At 63.7% G+C, this 23,458-nt stretch carries 26 protein-coding genes; 21 read left to right on the plus strand and 5 right to left on the minus strand.

The genetic code is table 11. The features are described from left to right. The first annotated feature begins 14 nt into the window (after positions 1-14). From rpsE to ACFSCT_RS10515, 21 genes are all read left to right on the plus strand, one after another. Positions 15-578, plus strand: coding sequence for a 30S ribosomal protein S5 (rpsE, locus tag ACFSCT_RS10415; RefSeq protein WP_379142519.1), 564 nt, complete (start codon positions 15-17; stop codon positions 576-578). Positions 579-589: 11 nt separating this feature from the next. Continuing rightward, positions 590-778: a 50S ribosomal protein L30 gene (gene rpmD / locus ACFSCT_RS10420; protein ID WP_379142522.1), complete on the plus strand. Its 189-nt coding sequence runs from the start codon at positions 590-592 to the stop codon at positions 776-778. Between the two features lie 183 nt (positions 779-961). After that, a complete protein-coding gene (locus tag ACFSCT_RS10425; protein WP_379142524.1) occupies positions 962-1,765 on the plus strand; it encodes a hypothetical protein in 804 nt (267 codons plus the stop codon). A gap of 414 nt (positions 1,766-2,179) precedes the next feature. Then, complete coding sequence (gene rplO, locus ACFSCT_RS10430) at positions 2,180-2,662, plus strand: 50S ribosomal protein L15 (protein WP_379142526.1); 483 nt, start codon at positions 2,180-2,182, stop codon at positions 2,660-2,662. A gap of 100 nt (positions 2,663-2,762) precedes the next feature. Beyond that, a complete protein-coding gene (gene secY / locus ACFSCT_RS10435) occupies positions 2,763-4,136 on the plus strand; it encodes a preprotein translocase subunit SecY (RefSeq protein WP_379142529.1) in 1,374 nt (457 codons plus the stop codon). A 12-nt stretch (positions 4,137-4,148) separates the two neighbouring features. Further along, positions 4,149-4,811, plus strand: coding sequence for an adenylate kinase (locus tag ACFSCT_RS10440; RefSeq protein ID WP_379142531.1), 663 nt, complete (start codon positions 4,149-4,151; stop codon positions 4,809-4,811). Positions 4,812-5,027: 216 nt separating this feature from the next. Beyond that, positions 5,028-5,396, plus strand: coding sequence for a 30S ribosomal protein S13 (rpsM, locus tag ACFSCT_RS10445; protein WP_379142534.1), 369 nt, complete (start codon positions 5,028-5,030; stop codon positions 5,394-5,396). Positions 5,397-5,408: 12 nt separating this feature from the next. After that, the gene (rpsK, locus tag ACFSCT_RS10450) at positions 5,409-5,798 is read left to right on the plus strand and encodes a 30S ribosomal protein S11 (protein WP_379142537.1); all 390 of its coding nucleotides are present in this window, start codon (positions 5,409-5,411) and stop codon (positions 5,796-5,798) included. Between the two features lie 122 nt (positions 5,799-5,920). Next, on the plus strand, positions 5,921-6,937 hold the full coding sequence (locus ACFSCT_RS10455) for a DNA-directed RNA polymerase subunit alpha (protein WP_379142540.1): 1,017 nt from the start codon (positions 5,921-5,923) through the stop codon (positions 6,935-6,937). 116 nt (positions 6,938-7,053) lie between these two features. Continuing rightward, complete coding sequence (gene rplQ, locus ACFSCT_RS10460; RefSeq protein ID WP_379142541.1) at positions 7,054-7,470, plus strand: 50S ribosomal protein L17; 417 nt, start codon at positions 7,054-7,056, stop codon at positions 7,468-7,470. 521 nt (positions 7,471-7,991) lie between these two features. After that, positions 7,992-8,603: a helix-turn-helix transcriptional regulator gene (locus ACFSCT_RS10465; protein ID WP_379142543.1), complete on the plus strand. Its 612-nt coding sequence runs from the start codon at positions 7,992-7,994 to the stop codon at positions 8,601-8,603. 54 nt (positions 8,604-8,657) lie between these two features. Then, a complete protein-coding gene (locus ACFSCT_RS10470) occupies positions 8,658-9,248 on the plus strand; it encodes an acyl-homoserine-lactone synthase (RefSeq protein WP_379142545.1) in 591 nt (196 codons plus the stop codon). Positions 9,249-9,322: 74 nt separating this feature from the next. Next, positions 9,323-10,672, plus strand: a complete 1,350-nt coding sequence (locus tag ACFSCT_RS10475; RefSeq protein ID WP_379142547.1) for a replication-associated recombination protein A — start codon at positions 9,323-9,325, stop codon at positions 10,670-10,672. Further along, a complete protein-coding gene (gene crcB, locus ACFSCT_RS10480) occupies positions 10,669-11,040 on the plus strand; it encodes a fluoride efflux transporter CrcB (protein WP_379142549.1) in 372 nt (123 codons plus the stop codon). The genes ACFSCT_RS10475 and crcB overlap by 4 nt, the downstream gene beginning before the upstream one ends. Further along, positions 11,037-12,122: an RluA family pseudouridine synthase gene (locus ACFSCT_RS10485; RefSeq protein WP_379142551.1), complete on the plus strand. Its 1,086-nt coding sequence runs from the start codon at positions 11,037-11,039 to the stop codon at positions 12,120-12,122. Before crcB ends, ACFSCT_RS10485 begins: the two co-directional genes overlap by 4 nt. Positions 12,123-12,178: 56 nt before the next feature. Next, positions 12,179-12,847: an HAD-IA family hydrolase gene (locus tag ACFSCT_RS10490; protein WP_379142552.1), complete on the plus strand. Its 669-nt coding sequence runs from the start codon at positions 12,179-12,181 to the stop codon at positions 12,845-12,847. Further along, positions 12,820-13,539, plus strand: coding sequence for an ATP12 family chaperone protein (locus ACFSCT_RS10495; RefSeq protein ID WP_379142554.1), 720 nt, complete (start codon positions 12,820-12,822; stop codon positions 13,537-13,539). The genes ACFSCT_RS10490 and ACFSCT_RS10495 overlap by 28 nt, the downstream gene beginning before the upstream one ends. 147 nt (positions 13,540-13,686) lie before the next feature. Beyond that, the gene (locus ACFSCT_RS10500) at positions 13,687-14,703 is read left to right on the plus strand and encodes an amino acid ABC transporter substrate-binding protein (protein WP_379142556.1); all 1,017 of its coding nucleotides are present in this window, start codon (positions 13,687-13,689) and stop codon (positions 14,701-14,703) included. Positions 14,704-14,836: 133 nt separating this feature from the next. Beyond that, positions 14,837-16,093: an amino acid ABC transporter permease gene (locus ACFSCT_RS10505; RefSeq protein ID WP_379142557.1), complete on the plus strand. Its 1,257-nt coding sequence runs from the start codon at positions 14,837-14,839 to the stop codon at positions 16,091-16,093. Positions 16,094-16,139: 46 nt separating this feature from the next. Continuing rightward, positions 16,140-17,549, plus strand: coding sequence for an amino acid ABC transporter permease (locus tag ACFSCT_RS10510; protein ID WP_379142598.1), 1,410 nt, complete (start codon positions 16,140-16,142; stop codon positions 17,547-17,549). A gap of 51 nt (positions 17,550-17,600) precedes the next feature. After that, on the plus strand, positions 17,601-18,350 hold the full coding sequence (locus ACFSCT_RS10515) for an amino acid ABC transporter ATP-binding protein (RefSeq protein ID WP_379142599.1): 750 nt from the start codon (positions 17,601-17,603) through the stop codon (positions 18,348-18,350). Positions 18,351-18,435: 85 nt separating this feature from the next. Here ACFSCT_RS10515 and ACFSCT_RS10520 read toward each other — a convergent pair whose 3' ends face one another. From ACFSCT_RS10520 to yidC, 5 genes are all read right to left on the minus strand, one after another. Further along, positions 18,436-18,951 carry a SixA phosphatase family protein gene (locus ACFSCT_RS10520; RefSeq protein WP_379142559.1) on the minus strand — a complete coding sequence of 172 codons (516 nt, stop codon included), beginning with the start codon at positions 18,949-18,951 and terminating at the stop codon, positions 18,436-18,438. Between the two features lie 137 nt (positions 18,952-19,088). Beyond that, complete coding sequence (gene argB / locus ACFSCT_RS10525) at positions 19,089-19,988, minus strand: acetylglutamate kinase (RefSeq protein WP_379142602.1); 900 nt, start codon at positions 19,986-19,988, stop codon at positions 19,089-19,091. Between the two features lie 83 nt (positions 19,989-20,071). After that, the gene (gene yihA / locus ACFSCT_RS10530; protein ID WP_379142561.1) at positions 20,072-20,722 is read right to left on the minus strand and encodes a ribosome biogenesis GTP-binding protein YihA/YsxC; all 651 of its coding nucleotides are present in this window, start codon (positions 20,720-20,722) and stop codon (positions 20,072-20,074) included. Beyond that, positions 20,719-21,504, minus strand: a complete 786-nt coding sequence (locus tag ACFSCT_RS10535) for an MOSC domain-containing protein (RefSeq protein ID WP_379142563.1) — start codon at positions 21,502-21,504, stop codon at positions 20,719-20,721. Before ACFSCT_RS10535 ends, yihA begins: the two co-directional genes overlap by 4 nt. Continuing rightward, positions 21,501-23,396 carry a membrane protein insertase YidC gene (yidC, locus tag ACFSCT_RS10540; protein WP_379142565.1) on the minus strand — a complete coding sequence of 632 codons (1,896 nt, stop codon included), beginning with the start codon at positions 23,394-23,396 and terminating at the stop codon, positions 21,501-21,503. Before yidC ends, ACFSCT_RS10535 begins: the two co-directional genes overlap by 4 nt. Between the last annotated feature and the right edge of the window lie 62 nt (positions 23,397-23,458).

Raw genomic sequence — 23,458 nt, forward strand, 5'->3', positions numbered from 1 at the left:
AGAAGGAATGCCTCATGGCAGAACGTGAAAACCGCCGGGACCGTCGCGAACGCGAGGAAACCCCGGAATTCGCCGATCGTCTGGTTGCGATCAACCGCGTGTCGAAAACCGTCAAGGGCGGTAAGCGCTTTGGCTTTGCCGCTTTGGTCGTTGTCGGCGATCAGCGCGGCCGCGTCGGTTTCGGCAAGGGCAAGGCCAAGGAAGTGCCCGAGGCGATCCGCAAGGCGACCGAGCAGGCCAAGCGTAGCCTGATCCGCGTGCCGCTGCGCGATGGCCGCACGCTGCACCACGACATCGAAGGCCGTCATGGCGCCGGCAAGGTTGTCATGCGCACCGCCGTTCCCGGTACCGGGATCATCGCCGGTGGTCCGATGCGCGCCGTGTTCGAGATGCTGGGCGTTCAGGACGTTGTTGCGAAGTCGCTGGGCTCGCAGAACCCCTATAACATGATCCGCGCCACCATCGACGGCCTCAAGGCCGAGGCCTCGCCCCGTTCGGTGGCCAGCCGTCGCGGCAAGAAGGTTGCGGACATCCTGAAAACCGAAGCCAAGGCCGAGCCGGCCCCGGCCGAAGCCTGAGGAACGCGAAAATGGCAAAAACCATCGTCGTCAAGCAGATCGGAAGCCCGATCCGCCGCCCGGCCATCCAGCGCGAGACGCTGAAGGGTCTGGGTCTGAACAAGATGAACCGCACGCGCGAGCTGGAAGACACCCCGGCGGTGCGCGGCATGGTCGCCAAGATCCCGCATCTGGCGGTGATCGTGGAAGAAAAGAACTGATGGGGCAGGGCCGGGGAAACCCGGCCTTTTCCTTTCCATGACGGAAGAAAGGGGCCCCGGACGCGGCCCCTTTTGCGTTTTGGGGCGATTGCGGATTTTGGTCCCGCAATGACCGGATTAAGGGTCCGTTAACCATCAGCGCATAGGTTGGGCGGACATCTTCCCCCTTCGGACAGGACGCCGATGTGTCGACCCTATACCGCCCGTCTGATCGCAGCCCTGATCCTGCTGACGCCGCCGCCTGCCCATGCCGGCCCTTGGCCCCGCGACGCCGGGACGACGTTCCTCGCGTTTTCGGTCGAGGGTGATCGCAACCGGAACGCCTATGCTGGGCTCTATGGCGAATACGGGCTGTCGGCGCGCAACACGCTGGGGTTTGAGCTGGGCTATACCGATGCCGAGGAAATCAGCGGCCTGATCTGGTTCCAGCGGACGCTGGACGGGGGCGAGGGGCCGGACCGCTGGGCGGTTTCGCTTGGCGTCGGGGCGGTGGGACGCGGCGGGTCCTTTGATCCGGTCGGGCAGGTGGGGATGTCTTGGGGCCGCGGCTTCGACGCCATTCCGGGGCTGCGGCGACTGCACGGCGGGGGCTGGTTCTCGGTCGACGCGCGGCTGAAATTCACCAAGGGATCGGGCGCGGCAGAGAAGGCAGGGGCAGGGCGCCGCGATGGCAACGGTTTCTCTGCGGTTTTCACCCCCGGACCGTTCAGCGGGGCGGGCGAGGATGGGGCTGATGCCAGCATCTACGCGATGCCGGCAAGGATTGCCAAGGCCGAGCTGACCATCGGCTGGAATGCCACCGACAGGCTGATGTGGATCAACCAGTTCCGGTTCGAGGACCGCTCGGACACCGGATATTCCGGCAAACTGGCGACGACGCTGGTCTATGGGCTGACCAAACGCAGCAAGATCGAGTTCGGCCTGATCGCACCCTTGTCGGAAAAGGGCGAGGTGGCGGTGAAGCTCGGTTGCTGGATGACGTTCTGAGGGCAAGACGGCGGCAACCCTGCCGCAACCGGCCAGGTCATATTGCGTCAATTCCTGCGCGGAATGCGGCACGGCGCTTTTGTAAGACCGCAAACAGCGCCGGATTGGGGGCACGGTTCCGAATCTTGCGGTGATGCCGGTTTTCCCGCCGCGACCTGCGTTGCCCCTCCGTGCCTGTGCCCAAACCGATGACGCCGCCCGCACACCGATGCCGCCGGGGCGCGCAAGGTGCGCTGCGCTGGCGCGGGGCCGATCTGACGGATCGGCGCCCCGACCCGCCGCATCATCGCTTGACCTGCCGCCGCGGCTTCGCTACTGACGCGCGGTGGCGGAAAGCCACGATTCATATAACCAAGAAATGCCGTGTCCGCCCCCTTACGCTTCATGGGGCGCTTCCGGCCAAGGAGAAGCGAAATGAAACTGCATGAGATTCGTGACAACGAAGGCGCGTCCCGCAAGAAAAAGCGCGTGGCGCGCGGCCCGGGTTCCGGCAAGGGCAAGACCGCAGGCCGTGGTATCAAGGGCCAGACCTCGCGTTCGGGCGTTGCGCTGAACGGGTTCGAAGGCGGCCAGATGCCGCTGTACCGCCGCCTGCCGAAGCGCGGCTTCACCAAGCCGAACGCCAAGTCCTTCGCGGTCGTCAATCTGGGCCAACTGCAGGCCTTCGTCGATTCGGGCAAGCTGGACGCCAAAGCCGACGTGACCGAGGATGCGCTGGTCGCGGCCGGGGTCGTGCGCCGCAAACTGGACGGTGTGCGCGTTCTGGCCAAGGGTGAACTGAAAGCCAAGCTGAACCTGACCGTGGCGGGCGCCTCGGCCGCGGCGGTGGCAGCCATCGAAAAAGCCGGCGGAAAGATCACCTTGACGGAACCGAAGGTTGAAACTGCGGCGGAATAACGGTTGTGGGGGGCGCGTCCCCCCATTAAATAACAGTCAGTTTTCCAGCGCCGCGGGATCGGGAAACCGTCCGGCGGCGCAGTCCTGAAAGAGATCGCTTATGGCTTCAGCCGCAGAACAGATGGCCGCGAACCTTAGCTGGGGCGCCTTGGGGCGCGCCACGGAACTTCGCCAGCGGATCTGGTTCACCATCGGATTGCTGATCGTTTGCCGCCTTGGCACCTATATCCCCGTGCCCGGCATCGACGGCGCTGCGTTGCGCAACTTCATGGCCGATGCGCAGAACGGGATCGGTGGCATCCTGACCATGTTCACCGGTGGCGCGCTTGGCCGGATGGGCGTCTTTGCCCTTGGCATCATGCCCTATATCTCGGCCTCGATCATCGTCCAGCTTCTGGCCAGCATGGTCCCCTCGCTGGAACAGCTGAAGAAAGAGGGTGAGGCCGGCCGCAAGAAGATCAACCAATACACCCGTTATGCCACGGTCGCGCTGGCGCTGTTCCAGGCCTGGGGTCTGGCGGTCAGCCTTGAGCATGGCGGGCTGGCGCAGGATCCGGGCATGTTCTTCCGGGCCAGCGTGGTGATCACGCTGGTGGGCGGCACCATGTTCCTGATGTGGCTGGGCGAGCAGATCACCGCCCGCGGCATCGGTAACGGTATTTCGCTGATCATCTTCGTCGGCATCGTTGCCCATATCCCCGAGGCGCTGGCGCAATTCCTTAGCCAGGGGCGTTCGGGCGCGATCTCGGCGCCGGTGGTGCTGGCGGTGATCGCCATGGTCATCGTGGTCATCGGCTTTGTCGTGTTCATGGAACGCGCGCTGCGCAAGATCCGCATCCAATACCCGCGCCGTCAGGTCGGGATGAAGATCTATGACGGCCAGTCCAGCCATCTGCCGCTGAAGGTGAACCCCGCCGGCGTGATCCCGGCGATCTTCGCCAGCTCGCTTTTGCTGCTGCCGACGACGATCGCGACCTTCTCGGGCAATCAGGCGGGGCCGATCATGTCGACGATCCTTGCCTATTTCGGGCCCGGGCAGCCGCTTTACATGCTGTTCTTCGCGGCGATGATCGTGTTCTTTGCGTATTTCTATACCCAGAACGTCGCCTTCAAGACCGAGGATGTGGCCGAGAACCTGAAGAATCAGGGCGGTTTCATTCCCGGCGTGCGGCCGGGCAAGCGGACCCAGGAATATCTGGATTACGTGGTCAACCGGATCCTCGTCATCGGTTCGCTTTATCTGGCCGCGGTCTGTCTGCTGCCCGAGGTTCTGCGCAACCAGTGGTCGGTGCCGTTCTATTTCGGCGGGACCTCGGTTCTGATCGTGGTTTCGGTGACGATGGACACGATCAATCAGGTGCAATCGCACTTGCTTGCCCATCAATACGAAGGTCTGATCGAGAAATCGCAATTGCGCGGCAAAAAGCGGACCGGCACGGCAGCCAAGCCTCGCAAGGCACCTGCCCGCCGCTGATACGGGGGATATATGACGGTCAACATCATCCTGCTGGGCCCGCCCGGCGCCGGTAAAGGTACGCAAGCGCGCCTGTTGGTTGAAGGCCGCGGTCTGGTGCAGCTTTCCACCGGCGACATGCTGCGCGAGGCGCGCAACTCGGGCACCGAGATGGGCAATCTCGTGGCTGCGGTCATGGACCGGGGCGAACTGGTCACGGATGAGATCGTTGTCGGGCTGATCCGCGAAAAGATCGCGGGTTCGGACGCGCCGGGCTTCATCTTTGACGGGTTCCCCCGCACGCTGGCCCAGGCCGATGCCCTTGCCGCGCTGATGGACGAGATCGGCCAGCGGATCGACGCGGTGATCGAGATGCAGGTGGATGATGCGGCGCTGGTCTCGCGCATTTCGGGGCGCTATACCTGCGGCAATTGCGGCGAGGTCTATCACGACGATACCAAGCCGACCAAGGTGCCCGGCGTCTGCGACGTTTGCGGATCGACCGATCTGCGGCGCCGCGCGGATGATAACGCCGAAAGCCTCCGGACCCGTTTGCTGGAATATTACAAGAAGACCTCGCCGCTGATCGGCTATTACTATGCCAACCGGCTGCTGAGGACGGTCGATGGCCTGGCCGAAATTGATCAGGTGGCGGCGCAGATCGACGGCATCCTGAACCGGATTGATCACACCTGAACGCAGGGTAAGCTCGGCCAATCCCGGCTGATCACGGGTTGACCGCTTGACGCGCCCTTGACCTTGCTATAGGTCGCCTTATCTCGTTTGAGAATCACATTTTCGCGGGCTTTGTCCTGCTGGTGTGGATTGCGGCCCGAAGGCGCAGCTTTCGGGCTTTCGGTTGTGAAAAAAGGTTCCGGGACCACGGAACCGCAACATGAGAAGGAAAAACGCGTGGCTCGTATTGCTGGCGTCAACATTCCGACGGGGAAACGTGTCCCCATCGCACTTACCTATATTCACGGCATCGGCCCGCAGATCGCCGAGCAGATCGTCGGCGCCGTGGGCATCGACCCGGCCCGCCGGGTGAACGACCTGTCGGATGCAGAGGTTCTGCAGATCCGCGAATATATCGACGCGAACCTGACCGTCGAGGGTGACCTGCGTCGTGAAACCCAGATGAACATCAAGCGCCTGATGGATCTGGGTTCGTACCGTGGTCTGCGTCACCGCCGCGGTCTGCCGGTTCGTGGGCAGCGTACCCATACCAACGCCCGCACCCGCAAGGGCCCGGCAAAGCCCATCGCCGGCAAGAAGAAATAAGGAGAGCGCAACATGGCACGCGACAAGACGCGCATGAAGCGCAAGGAACGCAAGAACATCGCCACCGGCGTGGCGCATGTGAACAGCTCGTTCAACAACACCAAGATTCTGATTTCCGACGTTCAGGGCAATGCGATCGCATGGTCCTCGGCCGGCACCATGGGCTTCAAGGGTTCGCGCAAATCTACCCCCTATGCCGCCCAGATGGCCGCCGAAGACGCCGGCAAGAAGGCGCAGGAACACGGCGTCCGCACGCTGGAAGTCGAAGTTCAGGGCCCGGGTTCGGGTCGTGAATCGGCGCTGCGCGCGCTGGCCGCGGTCGGTTTCAACATCACCGCCATCCGTGACGTGACCCCGATCGCGCATAACGGCTGCCGGCCGCCCAAGCGCCGCCGCGTCTGAGTTTCTTTGATACTGGCCCGACCGCGCGTGTTTTTCAGCGTCGCGGTCGGGCCGTTACGCATTTCACCTCGGGCGTTTCCGGCCACCGGACATGGGCCGGAAACTAGTATGGAGGCAATCGCATGATCCACAAGAACTGGGCCGAGCTTATCAAGCCGGCGCAACTGGATGTCAAAGCAGGTGCCGACGCTCAGCGCGTCGCCACGGTCGTGGCCGAACCGTTGGAGCGTGGCTTCGGCCTGACGCTCGGCAACGCGCTGCGCCGGGTTCTGCTGTCGTCGCTGCAAGGTGCCGCGATCACCAGCGTTCAGATCGACAACGTCCTGCACGAATTTTCGTCGGTCGCGGGCGTGCGTGAAGATGTGACGGATATCGTCCTGAACCTCAAGGGCGTGACGCTGCGCATGGACGTGGACGGCGTGAAACGGCTGGTCCTTTCGGCCAAGGGCCCGGGCGTCGTGACCGCCGGTGACATCACCGAAACCGCCGGCATCGAGATCCTGAACCGCGAGCATGTCATCTGCCACCTCGATGACGGCGCCGAGGTTCATATGGAACTGACCGTGACGAATGGCAAAGGCTACGTCGCCGCGGACAAGAACCGCCCCGAGGATGCCCAGATCGGCCTGATCCCGATCGACGCCATCTTCTCGCCGGTCAAGCGCGTCAGCTATGAAGTCACCCCGACCCGCGAAGGTCAGGTTCTGGACTATGACAAGCTGACCATGAAGGTCGAGACCGACGGCAGCCTGACCCCCGAAGATGCGGTGGCCTATGCGGCGCGTATCATTCAGGATCAACTGTCGGTCTTCGTGAACTTCGATGAGCCGGAATCGGCCAACCGCAGCGAGCTGGACGACGGTCTGGAGTTCGATCCGCGCCTGCTGAAGAAAGTCGACGAGCTGGAACTGTCGGTCCGCTCGGCCAACTGCCTGAAGAACGACAACATCGTCTATATCGGCGACCTGATCCAGAAGACCGAAGCCGAGATGCTGCGCACCCCGAACTTTGGCCGCAAGTCGCTGAACGAGATCAAGGAAGTCCTGTCCGGCATGGGGCTGCACCTTGGTATGGACGTGGTCGACTGGCCGCCGGAAAACATCGAAGACCTGGCCAAGCGCTTCGACGATCAGTTTTAAGACCGGGCAGGGTGGGGGTTTCCCCACCTTCCCGAACCCCGGGCATCCCGCCCCAAGGAGAGCGGCTTTCACGCAAGGGCCGCCGGACAAAGCAAAAGACGTAAAAGGAGAAAATCATGCGTCACGCCCGCGGCTATCGCCGCCTTAACCGTACCCACGAACACCGCAAGGCGCTGTTCGCCAACATGGCCGGCTCGCTGATCGAGCATGAGCAGATCAAGACCACTCTGCCGAAAGCCAAGGAACTGCGACCGATCGTCGAAAAGCTGGTCACGCTGGCCAAGCGCGGTGATCTGCACGCCCGCCGTCTGGCCGCCGCGCAGTTGAAGCAGGACATCCACGTCGCCCGCCTGTTCGAGGTGATCGGCCCGCGCTACAAGGACCGTCAGGGCGGCTATGTCCGCATCATGAAGGCCGGTTTCCGCTATGGCGACATGGCCCCGATGGCGATTATCGAGTTCGTGGAGCGTGATACCTCGGCCAAGGGTGCCGCTGACCGCGCCCGCGTCGAAGCGGAAGACGCCGCCGAATAAGACGGCCACGGGACACCTCCCGTCCGAGCCGGCCGCGCGCACCTCGTTGCGCGTGCGCTCCCGAATACTGGCCATTGTGCCTATCGAACCTGCCGGTCCGCACGCCGGCAGGTTTTTCAATTTCCGACCCAACGCAGGCTGGTGCCGTTGCCGCGCCGCGCGCTTTGCATCGGCGACCTGCCGGGCTTGGCCCGTGAAACCTTGGGCCGCGCGCGGATCGACCGCCGGGCGGGATAGGCGCGCTTCGCACCGAATCGTGCGGACTGACCATTTGGTCAATATCCGTTTCTCTATCGCTGGTTGAAACGGCTTTGCGGGATCGTTCGGGCCCGGGTTTGTGCCCTCGGGTTTTTCCTATCCCGCGCCGATCTTTAATACATTGATATATATCGTAAAAACGACCAGCGGCAAAATCCTCTGGCGGATCGTCCAAGAGCTATTCATTATTCAGGCTGAACGATTTACATACAATCTTAAGTATCAAATGTTGACCCCCCTCGAACGAACCTGTCTAAAAAGATATGTCTTCGCGCGCTGATATAAACGCCATCCTCAATAAGCTGTCGCGTCTCGCGCCGGCGGGGTACTTCGTGGGTCTGCACATCCGTTTCGCGGCGCCCCTGCTTCAGTTTCAGACCTATAGCCCACAATGGACGGATCACTATTCGGCCAATGGCTATGCGCTTCGGGATCCCACCATCGCGTGGGGCTTCTCGACGATCGGCGCCTGCCGCTGGAGCAAGTTCCCGTTGCCGGATCCGTTCGACATTCTGGGCGAGGCAAAGCGTTACGGCCTCCGTTTCGGCGTCACCGTCTCGCTGGGTCCGATCTCATCCCGCAGTATCGCAAGTTTTGCCCGGGCGGATAAAGATTTCACAGATTCCGAGATTGACACGATCTCGGACCACGTTCGGCGGCTTCACGATATGACAGAACCGCCGGAGAGCCTGACCAAGGCTCAATCTGAGGCCCTACGGTGTGTCGCAGAGGGAGATCGTCATGCGGCGGCGGCGGCCAAACTTGGGATCACGGAAAGCGCCTTCAAGGCCCGTCTGATTTCAGCCCGAGAGCGGCTGATGGCAAGGACGACCGCCGAGGCGATTCAGCGGGCCAAGGATTTTCGCCTCTTGTAAGACGTTCGACAGCGATGCTCCGCGGGCGATCCTTTAACCCCTGGAGTAGAGACGATGCAGACCACCACGCTTTCATTCGCAAATTTACATGTCCATGGCGAACTGTTCGCAAACCTTTTCCGCGCCAGACGCCAAAGCTTCATCATACAGAAGAACTGGGATCTGCCCGAGGAAATGGGCATGGAGTTCGACCAGTATGACACCCCGCAAAGCCGCTGGATCGCCATCCACGACATGGGGCAGGTGCTTGCGGGCATGCGGCTGACGCCGACCACGGCGCGCTGCGGGATCTATTCCTACATGATCCGCGACGCGCAGAACGGTATCCTCGGCGGCTCGATCCCGCAGGATCTGCTGTATGCCGAGGCCCCGGTCGAGGAATCGACGTGGGAATGTTCGCGTGTTTTCGTGAACCATTCCACGCCGCAGGCGATTCGGCGCAAGGTGCATTTCCGCATGGTCGAGGCGATGACCGGATCGGCGCGCGAACTTGGCGCCACCCGGCTGATCGCGCTGACCGGCGCGAACTGGCCGCGGTGGTATGGCCGTTGCGGGCTCGAGGCCGAGGCCATCGGTCGCAGCATGTGGATCGACGACGCCGATTTCCAGTGTGTGTCGATCAACCTTGCCAGCAAACTGCACTGACGGCGGGCAATATTCTTGGGGGTTAAATCAGGCGCGAAGGGCGTTTAATATCGCCCTTCAGCAAACGGACGGACATGCCAGATCTATTCGATAAAATCGAGGACGGCCGGGACGAGGGGGCGCCCGGCAAGGCCGCGGCGGATGCGCCCCGGCCGCTGGCGGATCGCATCCGTCCGCAACGGATTTCCGAGATCGTCGGACAGGGCAAGGTTCTGGGTCCCGAGGGGCCGCTGGGCGCCATGCTGGCGGCGGGCAGCCTGTCCTCGCTGATCCTGTGGGGACCGCCCGGGGTCGGCAAGACCACCATCGCGCGGCTTCTTGCGCGCGAAACGGACCTGTCCTTCGTTCAGATCAGCGCGATCTTTTCGGGCGTGCCGGAACTGCGCAAGGTGTTCGAGGCGGCCAGACTGCGCCGCCAGAACGGGCAGGGCACGCTGCTGTTCGTCGACGAGATCCACCGTTTCAATAAGGCGCAACAGGACAGTTTCCTGCCGCATATGGAGGACGGGACCATCCTTCTGGTGGGCGCGACCACCGAAAACCCCTCGTTCGAGCTGAATGCCGCGCTGCTTTCGCGGGCGCAGGTCATCGTGCTGGAACGTCTGTCGCTGGCCGATCTGGAACTGCTTGCACAGCGGGCCGAACGCGAACTCGGCCGGCCGCTGCCCCTGACCGGCGAGGCGCGCGACCGGCTGCTGGAAATGGCCGATGGCGATGGCCGCGCCGCGCTGAACCTGATCGAACAGATCATGGCGTGGAAACTGTCCGGCAAGCTCGATACCGACACCCTGTCCACACGGCTGATGCGCCGGGCCGCGAAATACGACAAGTCGGGGGACGAGCATTACAACCTGATCTCGGCGCTGCATAAATCGGTGCGCGGCTCGGATCCCGACGCGGCGCTGTATTGGTTGGCCCGGATGCTCGCGGGCGGAGAGGATCCGCGCTATCTCGCCCGCCGGATCACCCGCATGGCGATCGAGGATATCGGGCTTGCCGATCCGGCGGCGCAGCGCCATTGCCTTGACGCATGGTCGACCTATGAGCGGTTGGGCAGCCCCGAGGGCGAGCTGGCGTTGGCCGAGGCGGTGATCTATCTGGCGCTGGCCCCGAAATCGAACGCCGCCTATATGGCCTTCAGCGCGGCGAAGGAGGAGGCCCGCAAGACCGGCAGCCTGATGCCCCCGGCGCATATCCTGAACGCGCCGACCGCGTTGATGAAGGAACAGGGATATGGCGCCGGATATGCCTATGATCACAATGCCGAGGACGGCTTTTCGGGGCAGAACTATTTTCCCGAGGGGATGAAGCGTCCCATTCTGTACCATCCGGCCGAACGTGGGTTTGAGCGGGATTTGCGCAAACGGGTGGACTGGTTCGCGAAACTTCGCCAAAAGCGCAATCTCAAGGATGGTGAGACATGAATTTTCTACAGGTGGCGCTTGGCGGAGGTCTGGGCGCGATGGCGCGCTACGGCGTCAACATCATGGCCATGCGGGCGATTGGACCGGGATTCCCGTGGGCCACGCTGACCGTGAACGTGGCGGGCTCGCTGTTGATGGGGCTGCTGGTGGTGACACTGGCGGAACGCGGCGGCAATCATCTGGCGCCGTTTCTGCTGACCGGGGTTCTGGGCGGGTTCACCACGTTCTCGGCGTTTTCGCTGGACACGCTGTTTCTATGGGAAGGCGGCAAGGCCGTGTTGGCGATCGGCTATGTCGTCGCCTCGGTGGTGCTGTCGCTGGCCGCCGTTCTGGCCGGGTTGGCGATTGGCCGGGCGATCTGGGCATGAGCGCGGTTCAAACCATCCGCATCCCCTCGGACGAGGGCGACAGCCGTCTTGATCGCTGGCTGAAGAAACGCTTTCCCGGCCTGTCGCAGGGCGTGATCGAGAAATGGTGCCGCACCGGGCAGTTGCGCGTCGACGGCGGTCGGGTTAAGGCCGCGACCCGGGTCGCGCCGGGGCAAGAGGTGCGGGTGCCCCCGATCCCGGCCGAGCTGACCATGCCGCTGGTCGATGTCGACGGAAATCCGGTCGGCCGGCAACCGGCGCGACCGGCCGGGCCGTCGGATGCCGACGCGAAGATGATACAGGATGCGGTGCTGTTTCAGGACCAGCATCTGATCGTCCTGAACAAGCCCCCGGGCCTGCCCAGTCAGGGCGGCAGCGGTTTGGGCGACCGCCACGTCGATGCGCTGTCCGAGGCGCTGAAATTCGGCTACAAGGAGCGTCCGAAACTGGTGCACCGGCTGGACAAGGACACCTCGGGCGTTCTGGTGCTGGCGCGGACCGACCGGGTGGCGCGGGCGCTGTCGGAATCCTTTCGGCACCGCGATACCCGCAAGATCTATTGGGCGATGGTCGCGGGCGTGCCGCAACCGCGCAAGGGCACCATCAAGTTCGGGCTGGTCAAGGCCCCGGGCCATGGCCGCGGTGGCGAGGGCGAGCGCATGATCGCCGTCCATCCCGACCGGATCGCCGCGACCGAGGGCGCCAAGCGCGCGGCCACCGATTATGCGGTGCTGGAGGTGCTGGCGAACCGGGCCTCGTGGTGCGCGCTGTCGCCGATCACCGGCCGGACCCATCAACTGCGCGCGCATATGGCCGAGATCGGAAATCCGATCATCGGAGACGGGAAATATGGCGGCTCGGGTCAGGAAAATCCGGGCGACGGCTGGGGCGCGCAGCTTGGCGGCGACATAAGCCGCAAGCTGCACCTGCATGCCCGCAGCCTGACCTTCGAGCATCCGATCACCAAGAAGCTGGTGACGTTCACCGCGCCCTTGCCCGACCATATGCGAAAGACGTGGAAGACGTTCGGATGGCAGGAAAGCGACGCGCCCGAGGATCCGTTTGCCCGGGGACCCGTTTGACGGTGCGGGGCGCGAGCCGGCCGGTCAGGGCAGGTCAGGGGCGGAAGGGGAAAGGCATGAAGCTGATCGTCTTTGATGTGGACGGAACCCTGATCGACAGTCAGGACCATATTCACCGCGCGATGACCTATGCCTTCGGCGCGGTGAATCATCCCGCCCCCGACCGCGCCGCGATGCTTGCGACCGTTGGCCTGTCGCTGCCGCAGGCGATGGCGCATCTGGCCCCCGATCAGGATGACAGCCTGCACGAGGCGCTGGCCTCGGCCTATCGCGACAGTTTCCGGCAGGCGCGCCTGCGCGAGGATGCACCGCTTTTCCCCGGCGCGCTGGCCTGTCTGCGGGCGCTGGCGGCGCGCGACGATGTGCTTCTGGGCGTGGCCACCGGCAAGTCGCGGCGCGGGCTGGATGCCAGCATGACCCATCACGGGCTTTCCGGTTTCGTCACCATCCAGACCGCCGATCACCATCCGTCCAAGCCGCATCCGGCGATGTTGCTGGCCGCGATGGCCGAGACCGGGGTCGATCCCGGCCGGACATTGGTCGTGGGCGACACCAGTTTCGACGTCGAGATGGCGCGCGCCGCCGGGGCCGATGCGATCGGCGTCGGCTGGGGCTATCATCCCCGCGCGCGGCTTCAGGCGGCGGGCGCAAGCCGGATCGCGGCTGATTACTCTGATCTCACAAGGATGCTGGACGCATGGCTGAAACCCGCGAATGGAGCGTGAAACGGTTCTGGAAAAATGCCCGGGCGCGTGCCGAGGACGGCGGCGGCTGGGGCATTGCGCTGGATGACCGACCGCTGCGCACGCCCGGAAAACAACCGTTGATCGTGCCGGGCCGGGCGCTGGCCGAAGCGATCGCGCAGGAATGGGACGACCAGCGGGACGAGATCCGCCCCACCGAGATGCCTTTGACCCGCGCCGCGAACTCGGCCATCGAGAAGGTCACGCCGCAGCGTGACGGGGTGGCGGCGATGCTGGCGGAATATGGCGGTACGGATCTGCTGTCCTATCGCGGCGAGGGCGAGCTGGCCGAACTGCAAAAGGCCGAATGGGATCCTTTGCTCGACTGGGCCGAACAGGATCTGGGCGCCCGTCTGGCGGTCACCCAGGGCATCGTGCCGGTGGCGCAGGACGCCGGGGCGATGGGGCGGTTGCGTGCGGAACTGGACGATAAGGACCCGTGGCAACTGACCGGGCTGCATGATCTGGTGACCTTGCCCGGCTCGCTGATCCTGGGACTGGCGGTGGACAAGGGGCGGATTTCCGGGGCCGAGGCGCACCGGCTTTCGCGGCTGGACGAGGAATGGCAGGCCGCCCGCTGGGGTCGCGACGCCGAGGCCGATGCCGCGGCCGAAAACCGACTGCGCGATATTTTGGCGTCTGAACGCTTTCTGGCGCTGCTGCGCGAAGGCTAGGCCACGGTCTTGCAACAGTCCTTGACGCTTGGGCGTGTTCTGGCCCAATCTCAAAGGATCGGGGGTAGCCCCAGAACCAAGGGACCCGGAAGGGGCCTCAATAAAATCCCCTGCCGGATCGGCGGGGCAATTCAGGGAAGGTTTACAATGAGACATGCGCTATTTCTCGGGACCATCGCGGCTGGTGCTTTGGTGGCCGGGATCGCCAGTGCGGACACGCTGTCCGACGTCAAGGCGCGGGGCGAACTGAACTGCGGCGTCAACATCGGGCTTGTCGGCTTTGCCGCGCCGGACGCCAACGGAAACTGGTCGGGATTCGATATCGCGGTCTGCAAGGCGGTGGCCGCCGCGGTTCTGGGTGACGCCTCGAAGGTGAAATATGTGCCCACCTCGGGCCAGACCCGCTTTACCGCGCTGTCATCGGGCGAGGTCGATCTTCTGGCCCGTAACTCCACCTGGAGCTTTTCGCGCGATACCGACCTGAAGCTCGATTTCGTGGCGGTCAACTACTACGACGGTCAGGGCTTCATGGTCCGCAAGGATCTGGGCGTGACCAGCGCCAAGGAACTGGATGGCGCCACCGTCTGTATCCAGACCGGCACCACGACCGAACTGAACCTGGCCGATTATTTCAAGGCCAACAACATGACCTATCAGCCGGTCGCCATCGACACCAACGCCGAGGGTGAACAGCAGTATCTGGCCGGCGCCTGCGACGCCTATACCACCGATGCCTCGGGGCTGGCGGCGACCCGGGCGGCCTTCGCCGACCCGAGCAACCACATCATCCTGCCCGAGATCATCTCGAAAGAGCCGCTGGCGATCGCGGTGCGCCATGGCGACAACAACTGGGCCGACATCGTGCGCTGGACCTTCTACGCGCTGGTCGCCGCCGAGGAATACGGCGTGACCTCGGCCAATATCGAGGAACTGGCCAAATCGTCCCAGAACCCCGAGGTCCAGCGCCTGCTGGGCACCACCGATGATCTGGGCAAGATGATCGGCCTGGACAAGGACTGGTCCAAGCGCGCCATCTCGGCCAGCGGCAACTATGGCGAAATCTTCGCCGCGACCATCGGCGAGCAGACCCCCATCGGTCTGGCCCGCGGCCTGAACGCACAATGGACCCAAGGCGGTCTGATGTACGCCCCGCCGTTCCGCTGATCGGCAGAATTCACAGGACGCGCGGGGTAATTCCCGCGCGTCTTGGCTTCGGTACCGCGACCATTCAACAGGGAATCCGGGACGGGATACATCGACGCCAAAGTCGGGAACCGGAACGGAAAAAGGAATTCAGATGGCAACCACAACGGAGATGACGGAGCAGCCGTCGTTCCGGCTGAGCATGCTGATCTATGATCGGCGCTACCGCTCCATGACCATTCAGGTCGCAGTCTTCATCCTGGTGATGGCGGGTGCCTGGTGGCTGATCGACAACACCATCCAGAACCTCGCCAATCTGGGCAAGGATTTCAATTTCGACTTCCTGTGGAAGCGGGCCGGCTATGACATCGGCTTCCAACTTATCCCCTATAACAGCGACGACACCCATTTCCGGGCGATGATCGTCGGGCTTCTGAACACGCTGCTGGTCGCTATCCTGGGCTGCATTGCGGCGACGGCGATCGGGGTCGCGGCAGGCGTTTTGCGCCTGTCGAACAACTGGCTGATCGCCCGGCTGATGACCGTCTATGTCGAGATGTTTCGCAACATCCCGCTGTTGCTGTGGATCCTTGTGATCTACGCCGTCTTTACCGAGGCGACGCCGGCGCCCAACGCCTTTCGCGGTGAAAACCCCACCGCCCATATGTGGTTTTTCGACAGCGTTGCCTTTACCAACCGCTATACGGCGATCCCGACGCTGGCGATGACCAATGATCCGGGCAACCTGGTTCTGGGCAAGGAATCGATCAGCTATGCGACCATCGCCTTTATCGTGGCGCTGGTCGCGGCGTTTTATATCCGCAGGGCCATTTCCGGTTGGGCGACCACGGTTCAGGACGCCACCGGAGACCGCCCGACGACGTGGTGGATGCAGATCCTTGTCTTTGTCGTGCCGATCGTGGCGCTGATCTGGTATTTCGGCCTGCATCTGCAATATCCGGTGCTCAAGGGCTTCAACTTCGCCGGCGGTCTGAACGTGCCGAACAGCTTCTTCGCGCTGTGGCTGGCATTGTCGCTGTACACCGGGGCCTTCATCGCCGAGATCGTGCGCGCCGGTATTCTTGCGGTCAGCCGCGGCCAGACCGAGGCCGCCTTTGCGCTGGGGCTGCGTCCCGGGCGCACGATGAGCCTTGTCATCCTGCCGCAGGCGCTGCGGGTGATCATTCCGCCGCTGATCTCGCAATATCTCAACCTGACCAAGAACAGCTCGCTGGCCATTGCAGTCGGTTATCTGGACCTGCGCGGGACGCTGGGCGGGGTCACGCTGAACCAGACCGGGCGCGAGCTGGAATGCGTCACGCTGATGATGCTGATCTATCTGCTGCTGTCGCTGATCATCTCGGCGGGGATGAATCTCTACAACAACCGCGTCAAGCTGAAGGAGCGCTGAGATGAGCGAGCTTCATGCGAATTCCACCGGCTTCGTGCGCGAAACCATGATTCCGCCTTCGCCACCGCCGATGCGGCAGGCCGGGGCGATCAAATGGCTGCGCGAGAACCTGTTTTCGGGGCCGCTGAACACGGCACTGTCGATCATCGGCATCATCATCGTCTGGTTGCTGGTGCAGGGCATTCTGCCGTGGCTTTCGCATTCGGTCTGGGATGCGCAGAATCTGCGCGAATGCCGCAACATCATCGCCGAGCGCTTCGGCGCCGGTGCCGAAGGCGCCTGCTGGGCCATGGTCCGCGACCGGTGGAGCCAGTTCCTGTTCGGCTTCTATCCCAACGCGCTTTACTGGCGCGCCACTTTGGCCTTCGCGCTTCTGTTCGTGGCGCTGGCGCCGATCCTGTTCTCGGAAAGCCTGAAAATCCGCCGGATCATCCTGATCGCCGCCGCCGCCATCGGCGTTCTGGGGATCATCTTCGGTCACGCCCCGGTCTGGGTGGTCGTCGCGACGTGGTTCGGCGCCGCCGTCTGGCTTTGGGCCGGCGAGTTCGCGCCCACGAAGCTGCTCTGGTTCACCGCGCTTTATCCGGCGCTTGCCTATTGGCTCTTGTGGGGCGGCTCGGCCTGGGATCCGATCATGGCGCTGGCCGGGTTCCTGATCGGCTATATCGCATGGCGGCTGCTGGCGGCGCGTTCGACGCTTGTCGCCGCCATCGTCGCCGTCGTGCTGGCCATGTTGTGGTGGCTCTATTATTCGGGCGATGCGGCGCGCGATGCCGAAGACCTGATTTCGCTGTCGATCCCGCAGGTTTCGTCGCGGTATTTCGGCGGCTTCCTTCTGTCGACCACGATCGGCGTCGCGGCCATCGCCATGTCTTTGCCGATGGGCATCATTCTGGCGCTGGCGCGGCGGTCGGACATGTTCCTTGTCCGTGCGCTGGCCGTCACATTCATCGAGTTCATCCGCGGCGTGCCGCTGATCACGCTGCTATTCGTGGCCTCGCTGCTGCTGAATTATTTCCTGCCGCCGGGGACGAATTTCGACATCATCCTGCGGGTCGTGATCATGGTGACGATCTTCGCCGCCGCCTATATGGCCGAGGTGATCCGGGGCGGTCTGGCCGCCTTGCCCAAGGGACAATACGAGGCCGCCGACAGCCTTGGTCTGGATTACTGGAAGGCGCAGCGGCTGATCATCCTGCCGCAGGCGCTGAAAATCTCGATTCCGGGGATCGTGTCGACCTTCATCGGGGTGTTCAAGGACACCACGCTGGTCGTGTTCGTCGGCCTGCTCGATCCGCTGAAAGGCATCACCGACGCCGTGCGCGCCTCGACCGACTGGAAGGGCATCTATTGGGAGCCCTATATTTTCGTCGCCTTGATCTTCTTTACCTTCTGCTTCGCCATGTCGCGCTATTCCATGTATCTGGAGCGCCGGCTGAAGCGTGACAACCACTAAGGAGTCCCGCCCATGAGCGAAATGATAGCGGTTGAAACCATCGCCCCCGACATGCAGGTCAGCGACGAGGTCGCGATCCAGATCTCCAACATGAACAAGTGGTACGGGACGTTCCACGTGTTGCGCGACATCAACCTGACCGTGAACCGGGGCGAGCGGATCGTCATTGCCGGGCCGTCCGGCTCGGGCAAATCGACGCTGATCCGCTGCATCAACCGGCTGGAGGATCACCAGTCGGGCCAGATCATCGTGGACGGGATCGAACTGACCAGCGACATCAAGAACATCGACAAGGTCCGCTCGGAAGTCGGCATGGTGTTCCAGCATTTCAACCTGTTCCCGCATCTGACGGTGCTGGAAAACTGCACGCTGGCGCCGATCTGGGTGCGCAAGGTGCCCAAGCGCGAGGCCGAGGAACGGGCGATGCATTACCTGTCCAAGGTCAAGATCCCCGAGCAGGCCAACAAATATCCGGGCCAGCTTTCCGGCGGCCAGCAACAGCGCGTCGCCATCGCGCGGTCGCTGTGCATGGAGCCGCGCATCATGCTGTTCGACGAGCCGACCAGCGCCCTTGACCCCGAGATGATCAAGGAAGTGCTCGACACCATGATCGAGCTTGCGAAGGAAGGCATGACCATGCTGTGCGTGACCCACGAGATGGGCTTTGCGCAGGCGGTGGCGAACCGGGTGATCTTCATGGATCAGGGCCAGATCGTCGAGCAGAACAACCCCTATGATTTCTTCAACAACCCGAAATCCGAACGGACCAAGCTGTTCCTGTCGCAGATATTGGGGCATTGACCGGGCAGGGGGCGCGGCCCGGGATGACCGAAACAGGCGGCCGAGCTTTGGCCGCCTTTTTCCGTTCCGGGTGGTTGGTTTGCGGCTAGCGCCCGTCGGGGCGCACGAAGTCCAGAAGGCTGCCTTCGCCCGGTTTCACCTCGGACCATTCCGGCGCCGCAAAGTCGATCACCACCGTGGCGCAGGTCGGAAAGCGCCGGAAATCGGGTTCGAGCGGCGGCCGCGCCGGCAGCATCGCGGCGAATTCGGCGATGCCCGGATTATGGCCGATCATCATCACGGTCTGGCCTTTGGCGCCGTGCAGCGCCCTCAGCAGCATCTCGGGCGTGGCGTGGTAAAGCCCGGGCAGGTATTCGATCTCGGGCCGCACCTCAAGCACCATCCGCGCCACCTCGTCCCAGGTTTCGCGGGTGCGCAGCGAGGTCGAGCACAGGACCTCCTCGGGTTCATAGCCGCGACTGGCCAGCCAGTCGCCAAGCTCTTGCGCCGAACGTCGCCCGCGACCGTTCAACGGTCGGTCGTGATCCTCAAGCGACGGGTCGTCCCAATCCGATTTAGCGTGACGGGTCACGATCAGACGCCGGTATCCGGGAGAGGTCATGTTGATATTGCCCTGTTGCCAAGCCGGTTATCGAGGCAGCCTGCCATATTCGTAACCAAACCGGCAAGCGCGTCGAGGGGTGAACTGATCAACAAACGTGTTTATTCCATATGGAATAGAAAGTTACACATAGCCGCCTAGACATCCTCGGGCGGTTGCCGCAGCCCATGCGGCTTGACGCGCGGTTCGGTCGAGCGGATCAGGCTGCCGGCACCGTGTTCGGTGAACAGCTCGAGAAGCGAGGCATTCGGCACCCGCCCGTCCAGAATGACCACCGCGCGCACCCCGTCCTCCAACGCTTTCAGCGCGGTTTCGGTCTTGGGGATCATGCCGCCGGCGATGACGCCGCTTGCGATCATCGCCCGCACCTCGTCGGGGTGCATCTGGGTCACGATCTCGCCGTTTTCGTTCTTGACCCCCGCCACGTCGGTCAGCAGCAGCAGCCGGTCGGCTTTCAGCGCCCCGGCGATGGCCCCGGCGGCGGTGTCGCCGTTCACGTTGAAGGTTTCGTTATCGGCCATTCCGGTGGCGACGGGCGCGATGACCGGGATCAGCCCGGCCGAGTAAAGGTCGCGGATGATCTGGATGTTCATCTCGACCGGCTTGCCGACAAAGCCCAGTTCGGGGTCGTCGGCCTCGCAAACCATCATGTCGTCATCCTTGCCCGAGATGCCGACCGCGCGGCCGCCCTGATCGTTGATCGCCTGAACGATGCGCTTGTTGACCAGCCCCGACAGCACCATCTCGACCACTTCGACGGTTTCCTTGGTGGTGACGCGCTTGCCGCGAACAAAGCGGGATTCGATGCCCAGCTTGCCCAGCAACTCATTGATCATCGGGCCGCCGCCGTGCACCACGACGGGGTTCATGCCGACCTGTTTCATCAGGACGATATCGCGGGCAAACTCGGCCATCGCCTCTTCGTCGCCCATGGCGTTGCCGCCGAATTTCACCACCACCACTGCGCCGGTATAACGCTGCAGATAGGGCAGCGCCTCGGACAGGGTGCGGGCGGTTGCGATCCAGTCACGGTCCATGTTCTGTTGTCTCATCCAAGCATCCCCGGTGTTCGACCACAGCCTAGGCCGAAGTCGCAGGCGGGAAAACCCGTTTCTCGCCCTTATTCCAACCCGGCGATGATCGCCCGCAGCGCGGCCACGCCCCGCCCGGTGTCGGATGAGGTCAGCACGAGTTCGGGATAGGCGGCGGGGTGTTTCTGCAATTCGTCGGTGACCTGCGCTACCGTCGCCTCCATCGCGCGGGGGCCGATCTTGTCGGCCTTGGTCAGCACCACCTGAAACGGCACCGCCGAGCGGTCCAGAAGCCGCATGATCTCGTGATCGACATCCTTGATGCCGTGGCGCGAATCGATCAGCGCAAAGGCGCGGCGCAAGGTCGGACGCCCGGCCAGATAGTTCTTGAGCAAGGCCTGCCATTTAGCGACGACCGCGACCGGCGCCTTGGCGAAGCCATAGCCCGGAAGGTCGACCAGATAGCCATGCTGACCAAGCGCGAAATAGTTGATCTCCTGCGTGCGGCCGGGCGTGTTCGAGGCGCGGGCCAGCGATTTTCGCCCGGTCAGCGCATTGATCAGGCTGGACTTGCCGACGTTGGAACGCCCGGCAAAGCAGACCTCGGGGCGGTCGGCGGGCGGCAACCCGTCCATGGCGACCACGCCCTTGACGAAATCGACCGGGCCCGCGAACAGAAGCCGCGCCGCTTCGGCGGCGGCGGGATCTGGCTCGGCCGCGACGGGGAAGGCGACCTTCATACCCCGACCACCTGATCGCCGACCGAAACCACGCCCGGCCGGATCACCTCGGCATAGACGCCGAAATTCTGATGCCCGAAGCATTGCTGCAAAAAGCCCGGCATATTGCCGTCGACATGGCCGGTGTCGGTGTCGACCGAGGTCGCATCGCAGCGCCCGATCGGCTCGACCACGCGCAGCCGTGCCGGCCCGATTTCAAGAACCGCGCCGGTCATGGTTTCCTCGGCGCGGGCAGGCCAGCCGTCGACCCAGAAATTCGCCCGCCAGCGGTGAATGCCCAAGGGCCGGCCCGCGGCCTGTTCAAGCGCCGCCAAGCTGCCCAGCGACAGGACCGAGACATAGGCCGCCTTGGAATCGGTCAGTTGCGCGCCCTCGACCGCGCGGACAAGTCGGGTCGGCGCCGGTTTCCCGGCCGGCCACAGCGGCGAAAGCCACGCCGCCAAAGCCGTGGGCGTGTCGGCGGCATCGGGATCGAAGCGCGCCGCACCCAGATCGGGATGGGACAGGTCAAGCCAGCCTTCGGCATCGACGCCCCCCGTGACCGCCTGAAGCGAGGGGCCGGCGACGCCGCGCAGAAAGGCCGCTTTCGGCAGCCAGCGGTCAAGCCGGGCATCGGCATCGGCGCGCTGGTCCGAGGCCGCATGCAGGACGCCAAAGATGCGATCGCCGGGCAGCGCCCGGCCAACGCTCAGTTCCACCCGCCCCAGCGATTCGCCGCCCGCCGATTTGATGGCATGGCGGCGAATATGGGCAAGGGTCGCGTCCGGCAGCCGTCCGGTCATTTCTTCGGGCTGCTCGGCGGCGGCGGCGCTTTGCGTTTGGGCCGCACGCTGTCGCGGATATTGCCGAACAGATCCGGCCGGTGACCATGCATCGACATGATCGTGTATTGCTGGGCGATGGTGATGGTGTTGTTCGCGATCCAGTACAGCACCAGACCCGAGGCGAACCCGCCCAGCATGAACATGAAGATCCACGGCATCCACGCGAAGATCATCTTCTGCGCCGGATCGGCGGGGGCGGGGTTCAGCTTTTGCTGGACCCACATCGTGATGCCCAGAAGGATCGGCAGCACGCCCAGCGACAGGATATGCAGGAAGGAATCGGCCGGCGGCGGGGCAAAGGGCAACAGCCCGAACAGGTTCAGGATCGAGGTCGGATCGGGCGCCGAAAGGTCGCGGATCCAGCCGATCCAGGGCGCGTGACGCAATTCGATGGTGACGAAAACCACCTTGTAAAGCGAGAAGAAGATCGGGATCTGCAACAGCACCGGCAGACAGCCCGCCGCCGGATTGACCTTCTCGCGCTTGTACAGCGCCATGGTTTCCTGCTGGAATTTCATCCGATCGTCGCCGGTCCTGGCCTTCAGTTCCTCCATCTGCGGCTGAAGTTCCTTCATCTTCGCCATCGAGACATAGGATTTGCGGGCCAGCGGGAAGACCAGCAGTTTCAGGATGAAGGTCAGCGCGATGATCGACCAGCCCATGTTGCCGATGGTGGCGTTCAGCCAGTGCAGCAGGCGGAAGATCGGCTTGGTCAGAAAGAAGAACCAGCCCCAGTCGATGGAATCTACAAAGCCCTGAATGCCGGGATTGTCCTGATAGCCGCGGATGATTTCCCAGACCTTGGCGCCCGAGAACAGATAGCTGGTCGATTCGAGCTTGGCCCCGGGCGCGACGCTGGTCATCGGCATACGCGTCTCGGTCTGATAGATATCGGCGCCGGGGGTATATTTCACCACCGCCTGAAAGGCTTGACCCGGGGCGGGGATCAGCGTCGTCATCCAGTATTTGTCGGTAAATCCTATCCAGCCGTTGCTGGCGACATCGGTGATCAGCGCCTGACCCTCGACCGCGACGGGGTCGAATTTGGTGATGTCCTTGTATTTTTCTTCCTGCAACTCGCCGTCGGTCATGGCGACAGCGCCCTCGTGCAGGACGAAGAAGTTCTGGGTGTCGGGCTTGCCGTGGCGGGCGACGATCCCGTAGGGCGCGGCCTGAATCGGCGCGGTGCCGGTGTTCTCGACCGATTGCGTGACGGTGAAAAGATATTTGTCGTCGATTTCGAACACGCGGCGGAAGATCGCGCCCGCGCCGTTGTCCCAGCGCAGCGTGACCGGCTGGCCGGGGGCCAGCGTATCGCCGCTTTCGACCTGCCAGACGGTGGCCGGCCCGGGCACCTGCGCGGGATCAAGACCGGGGCCGGGGGTCCAGCCATAGACGGCGTAATAGGGCTTGGCGCCGACCGCGCCGACCTGCTGATCCGCCTGCGCCGAGGTTGGCGCCAGCAGCCGGACAAGCGGCGAATTCGGGTCCAGCGTCTCGCGGTATTTCTTCAGCGCCAGATCGTCGACCCGGCCACCGGCGAGCGAGATGCTGCCCACGACCGAGGGCGTGTCGATCTTGACCCGCGCGGCGGTGCCGCTGGCATCCTCGGCCGCGACATTGGCCGGGGTCGCGGTCGCATTGGTCGGTGCGCCCGCGACCGGGCCGGTGACTGCGGCGCCGGGCGCCTGACCCGTGGCCTGCGCATTCGCATCGGCGTTCGACTGGGCGACGGCCGGGTCCTGGGCGGGCGGCGCGGGCGGGGTCTGGGCGAAGAAAAGCGACCAGACGATCACCACGGCGGCGGAAAGCACCATTGCCAGGATCAGATTGCGATTGTTGTCTTCCATACCGTCACGGGCCTTTCAGTCGCGGGCCTGCCGATGGGCGGCCATGCAGAATCTGCGTCGTT

The sequence above is a fragment of the Paracoccus pacificus genome (genome assembly GCF_042680785.1).
GTDB lineage: Bacteria > Pseudomonadota > Alphaproteobacteria > Rhodobacterales > Rhodobacteraceae > Paracoccus > Paracoccus pacificus.

Bases quoted from the DNA above. Each gene is read 5' to 3' on its own strand.
- rpsE (WP_379142519.1), top strand. From the start codon at position 15: ATGGCAGAACGTGAAAACCGCCGGGACCGTCGCGAACGCGAGGAAACC.
- rpmD (WP_379142522.1), top strand. From the start codon at position 590: ATGGCAAAAACCATCGTCGTCAAGCAGATCGGAAGCCCGATCCGCCGC.
- ACFSCT_RS10425 (WP_379142524.1), top strand. From the start codon at position 962: ATGTGTCGACCCTATACCGCCCGTCTGATCGCAGCCCTGATCCTGCTG.
- rplO (WP_379142526.1), top strand. From the start codon at position 2,180: ATGAAACTGCATGAGATTCGTGACAACGAAGGCGCGTCCCGCAAGAAA.
- secY (WP_379142529.1), top strand. From the start codon at position 2,763: ATGGCTTCAGCCGCAGAACAGATGGCCGCGAACCTTAGCTGGGGCGCC.
- ACFSCT_RS10440 (WP_379142531.1), top strand. From the start codon at position 4,149: ATGACGGTCAACATCATCCTGCTGGGCCCGCCCGGCGCCGGTAAAGGT.
- rpsK (WP_379142537.1), top strand. From the start codon at position 5,409: ATGGCACGCGACAAGACGCGCATGAAGCGCAAGGAACGCAAGAACATC.
- ACFSCT_RS10455 (WP_379142540.1), top strand. From the start codon at position 5,921: ATGATCCACAAGAACTGGGCCGAGCTTATCAAGCCGGCGCAACTGGAT.
- rplQ (WP_379142541.1), top strand. From the start codon at position 7,054: ATGCGTCACGCCCGCGGCTATCGCCGCCTTAACCGTACCCACGAACAC.
- ACFSCT_RS10465 (WP_379142543.1), top strand. From the start codon at position 7,992: ATGTCTTCGCGCGCTGATATAAACGCCATCCTCAATAAGCTGTCGCGT.
- ACFSCT_RS10470 (WP_379142545.1), top strand. From the start codon at position 8,658: ATGCAGACCACCACGCTTTCATTCGCAAATTTACATGTCCATGGCGAA.
- ACFSCT_RS10475 (WP_379142547.1), top strand. From the start codon at position 9,323: ATGCCAGATCTATTCGATAAAATCGAGGACGGCCGGGACGAGGGGGCG.
- crcB (WP_379142549.1), top strand. From the start codon at position 10,669: ATGAATTTTCTACAGGTGGCGCTTGGCGGAGGTCTGGGCGCGATGGCG.
- ACFSCT_RS10485 (WP_379142551.1), top strand. From the start codon at position 11,037: ATGAGCGCGGTTCAAACCATCCGCATCCCCTCGGACGAGGGCGACAGC.
- ACFSCT_RS10490 (WP_379142552.1), top strand. From the start codon at position 12,179: ATGAAGCTGATCGTCTTTGATGTGGACGGAACCCTGATCGACAGTCAG.
- ACFSCT_RS10495 (WP_379142554.1), top strand. From the start codon at position 12,820: ATGGCTGAAACCCGCGAATGGAGCGTGAAACGGTTCTGGAAAAATGCC.
- ACFSCT_RS10500 (WP_379142556.1), top strand. From the start codon at position 13,687: ATGAGACATGCGCTATTTCTCGGGACCATCGCGGCTGGTGCTTTGGTG.
- ACFSCT_RS10505 (WP_379142557.1), top strand. From the start codon at position 14,837: ATGGCAACCACAACGGAGATGACGGAGCAGCCGTCGTTCCGGCTGAGC.
- ACFSCT_RS10510 (WP_379142598.1), top strand. From the start codon at position 16,140: ATGATTCCGCCTTCGCCACCGCCGATGCGGCAGGCCGGGGCGATCAAA.
- ACFSCT_RS10515 (WP_379142599.1), top strand. From the start codon at position 17,601: ATGCAGGTCAGCGACGAGGTCGCGATCCAGATCTCCAACATGAACAAG.
- ACFSCT_RS10520 (WP_379142559.1), bottom strand. From the start codon at position 18,951: ATGACCTCTCCCGGATACCGGCGTCTGATCGTGACCCGTCACGCTAAA.
- argB (WP_379142602.1), bottom strand. From the start codon at position 19,988: ATGGACCGTGACTGGATCGCAACCGCCCGCACCCTGTCCGAGGCGCTG.
- yihA (WP_379142561.1), bottom strand. From the start codon at position 20,722: ATGAAGGTCGCCTTCCCCGTCGCGGCCGAGCCAGATCCCGCCGCCGCC.
- ACFSCT_RS10535 (WP_379142563.1), bottom strand. From the start codon at position 21,504: ATGACCGGACGGCTGCCGGACGCGACCCTTGCCCATATTCGCCGCCAT.
- yidC (WP_379142565.1), bottom strand. From the start codon at position 23,396: ATGGAAGACAACAATCGCAATCTGATCCTGGCAATGGTGCTTTCCGCC.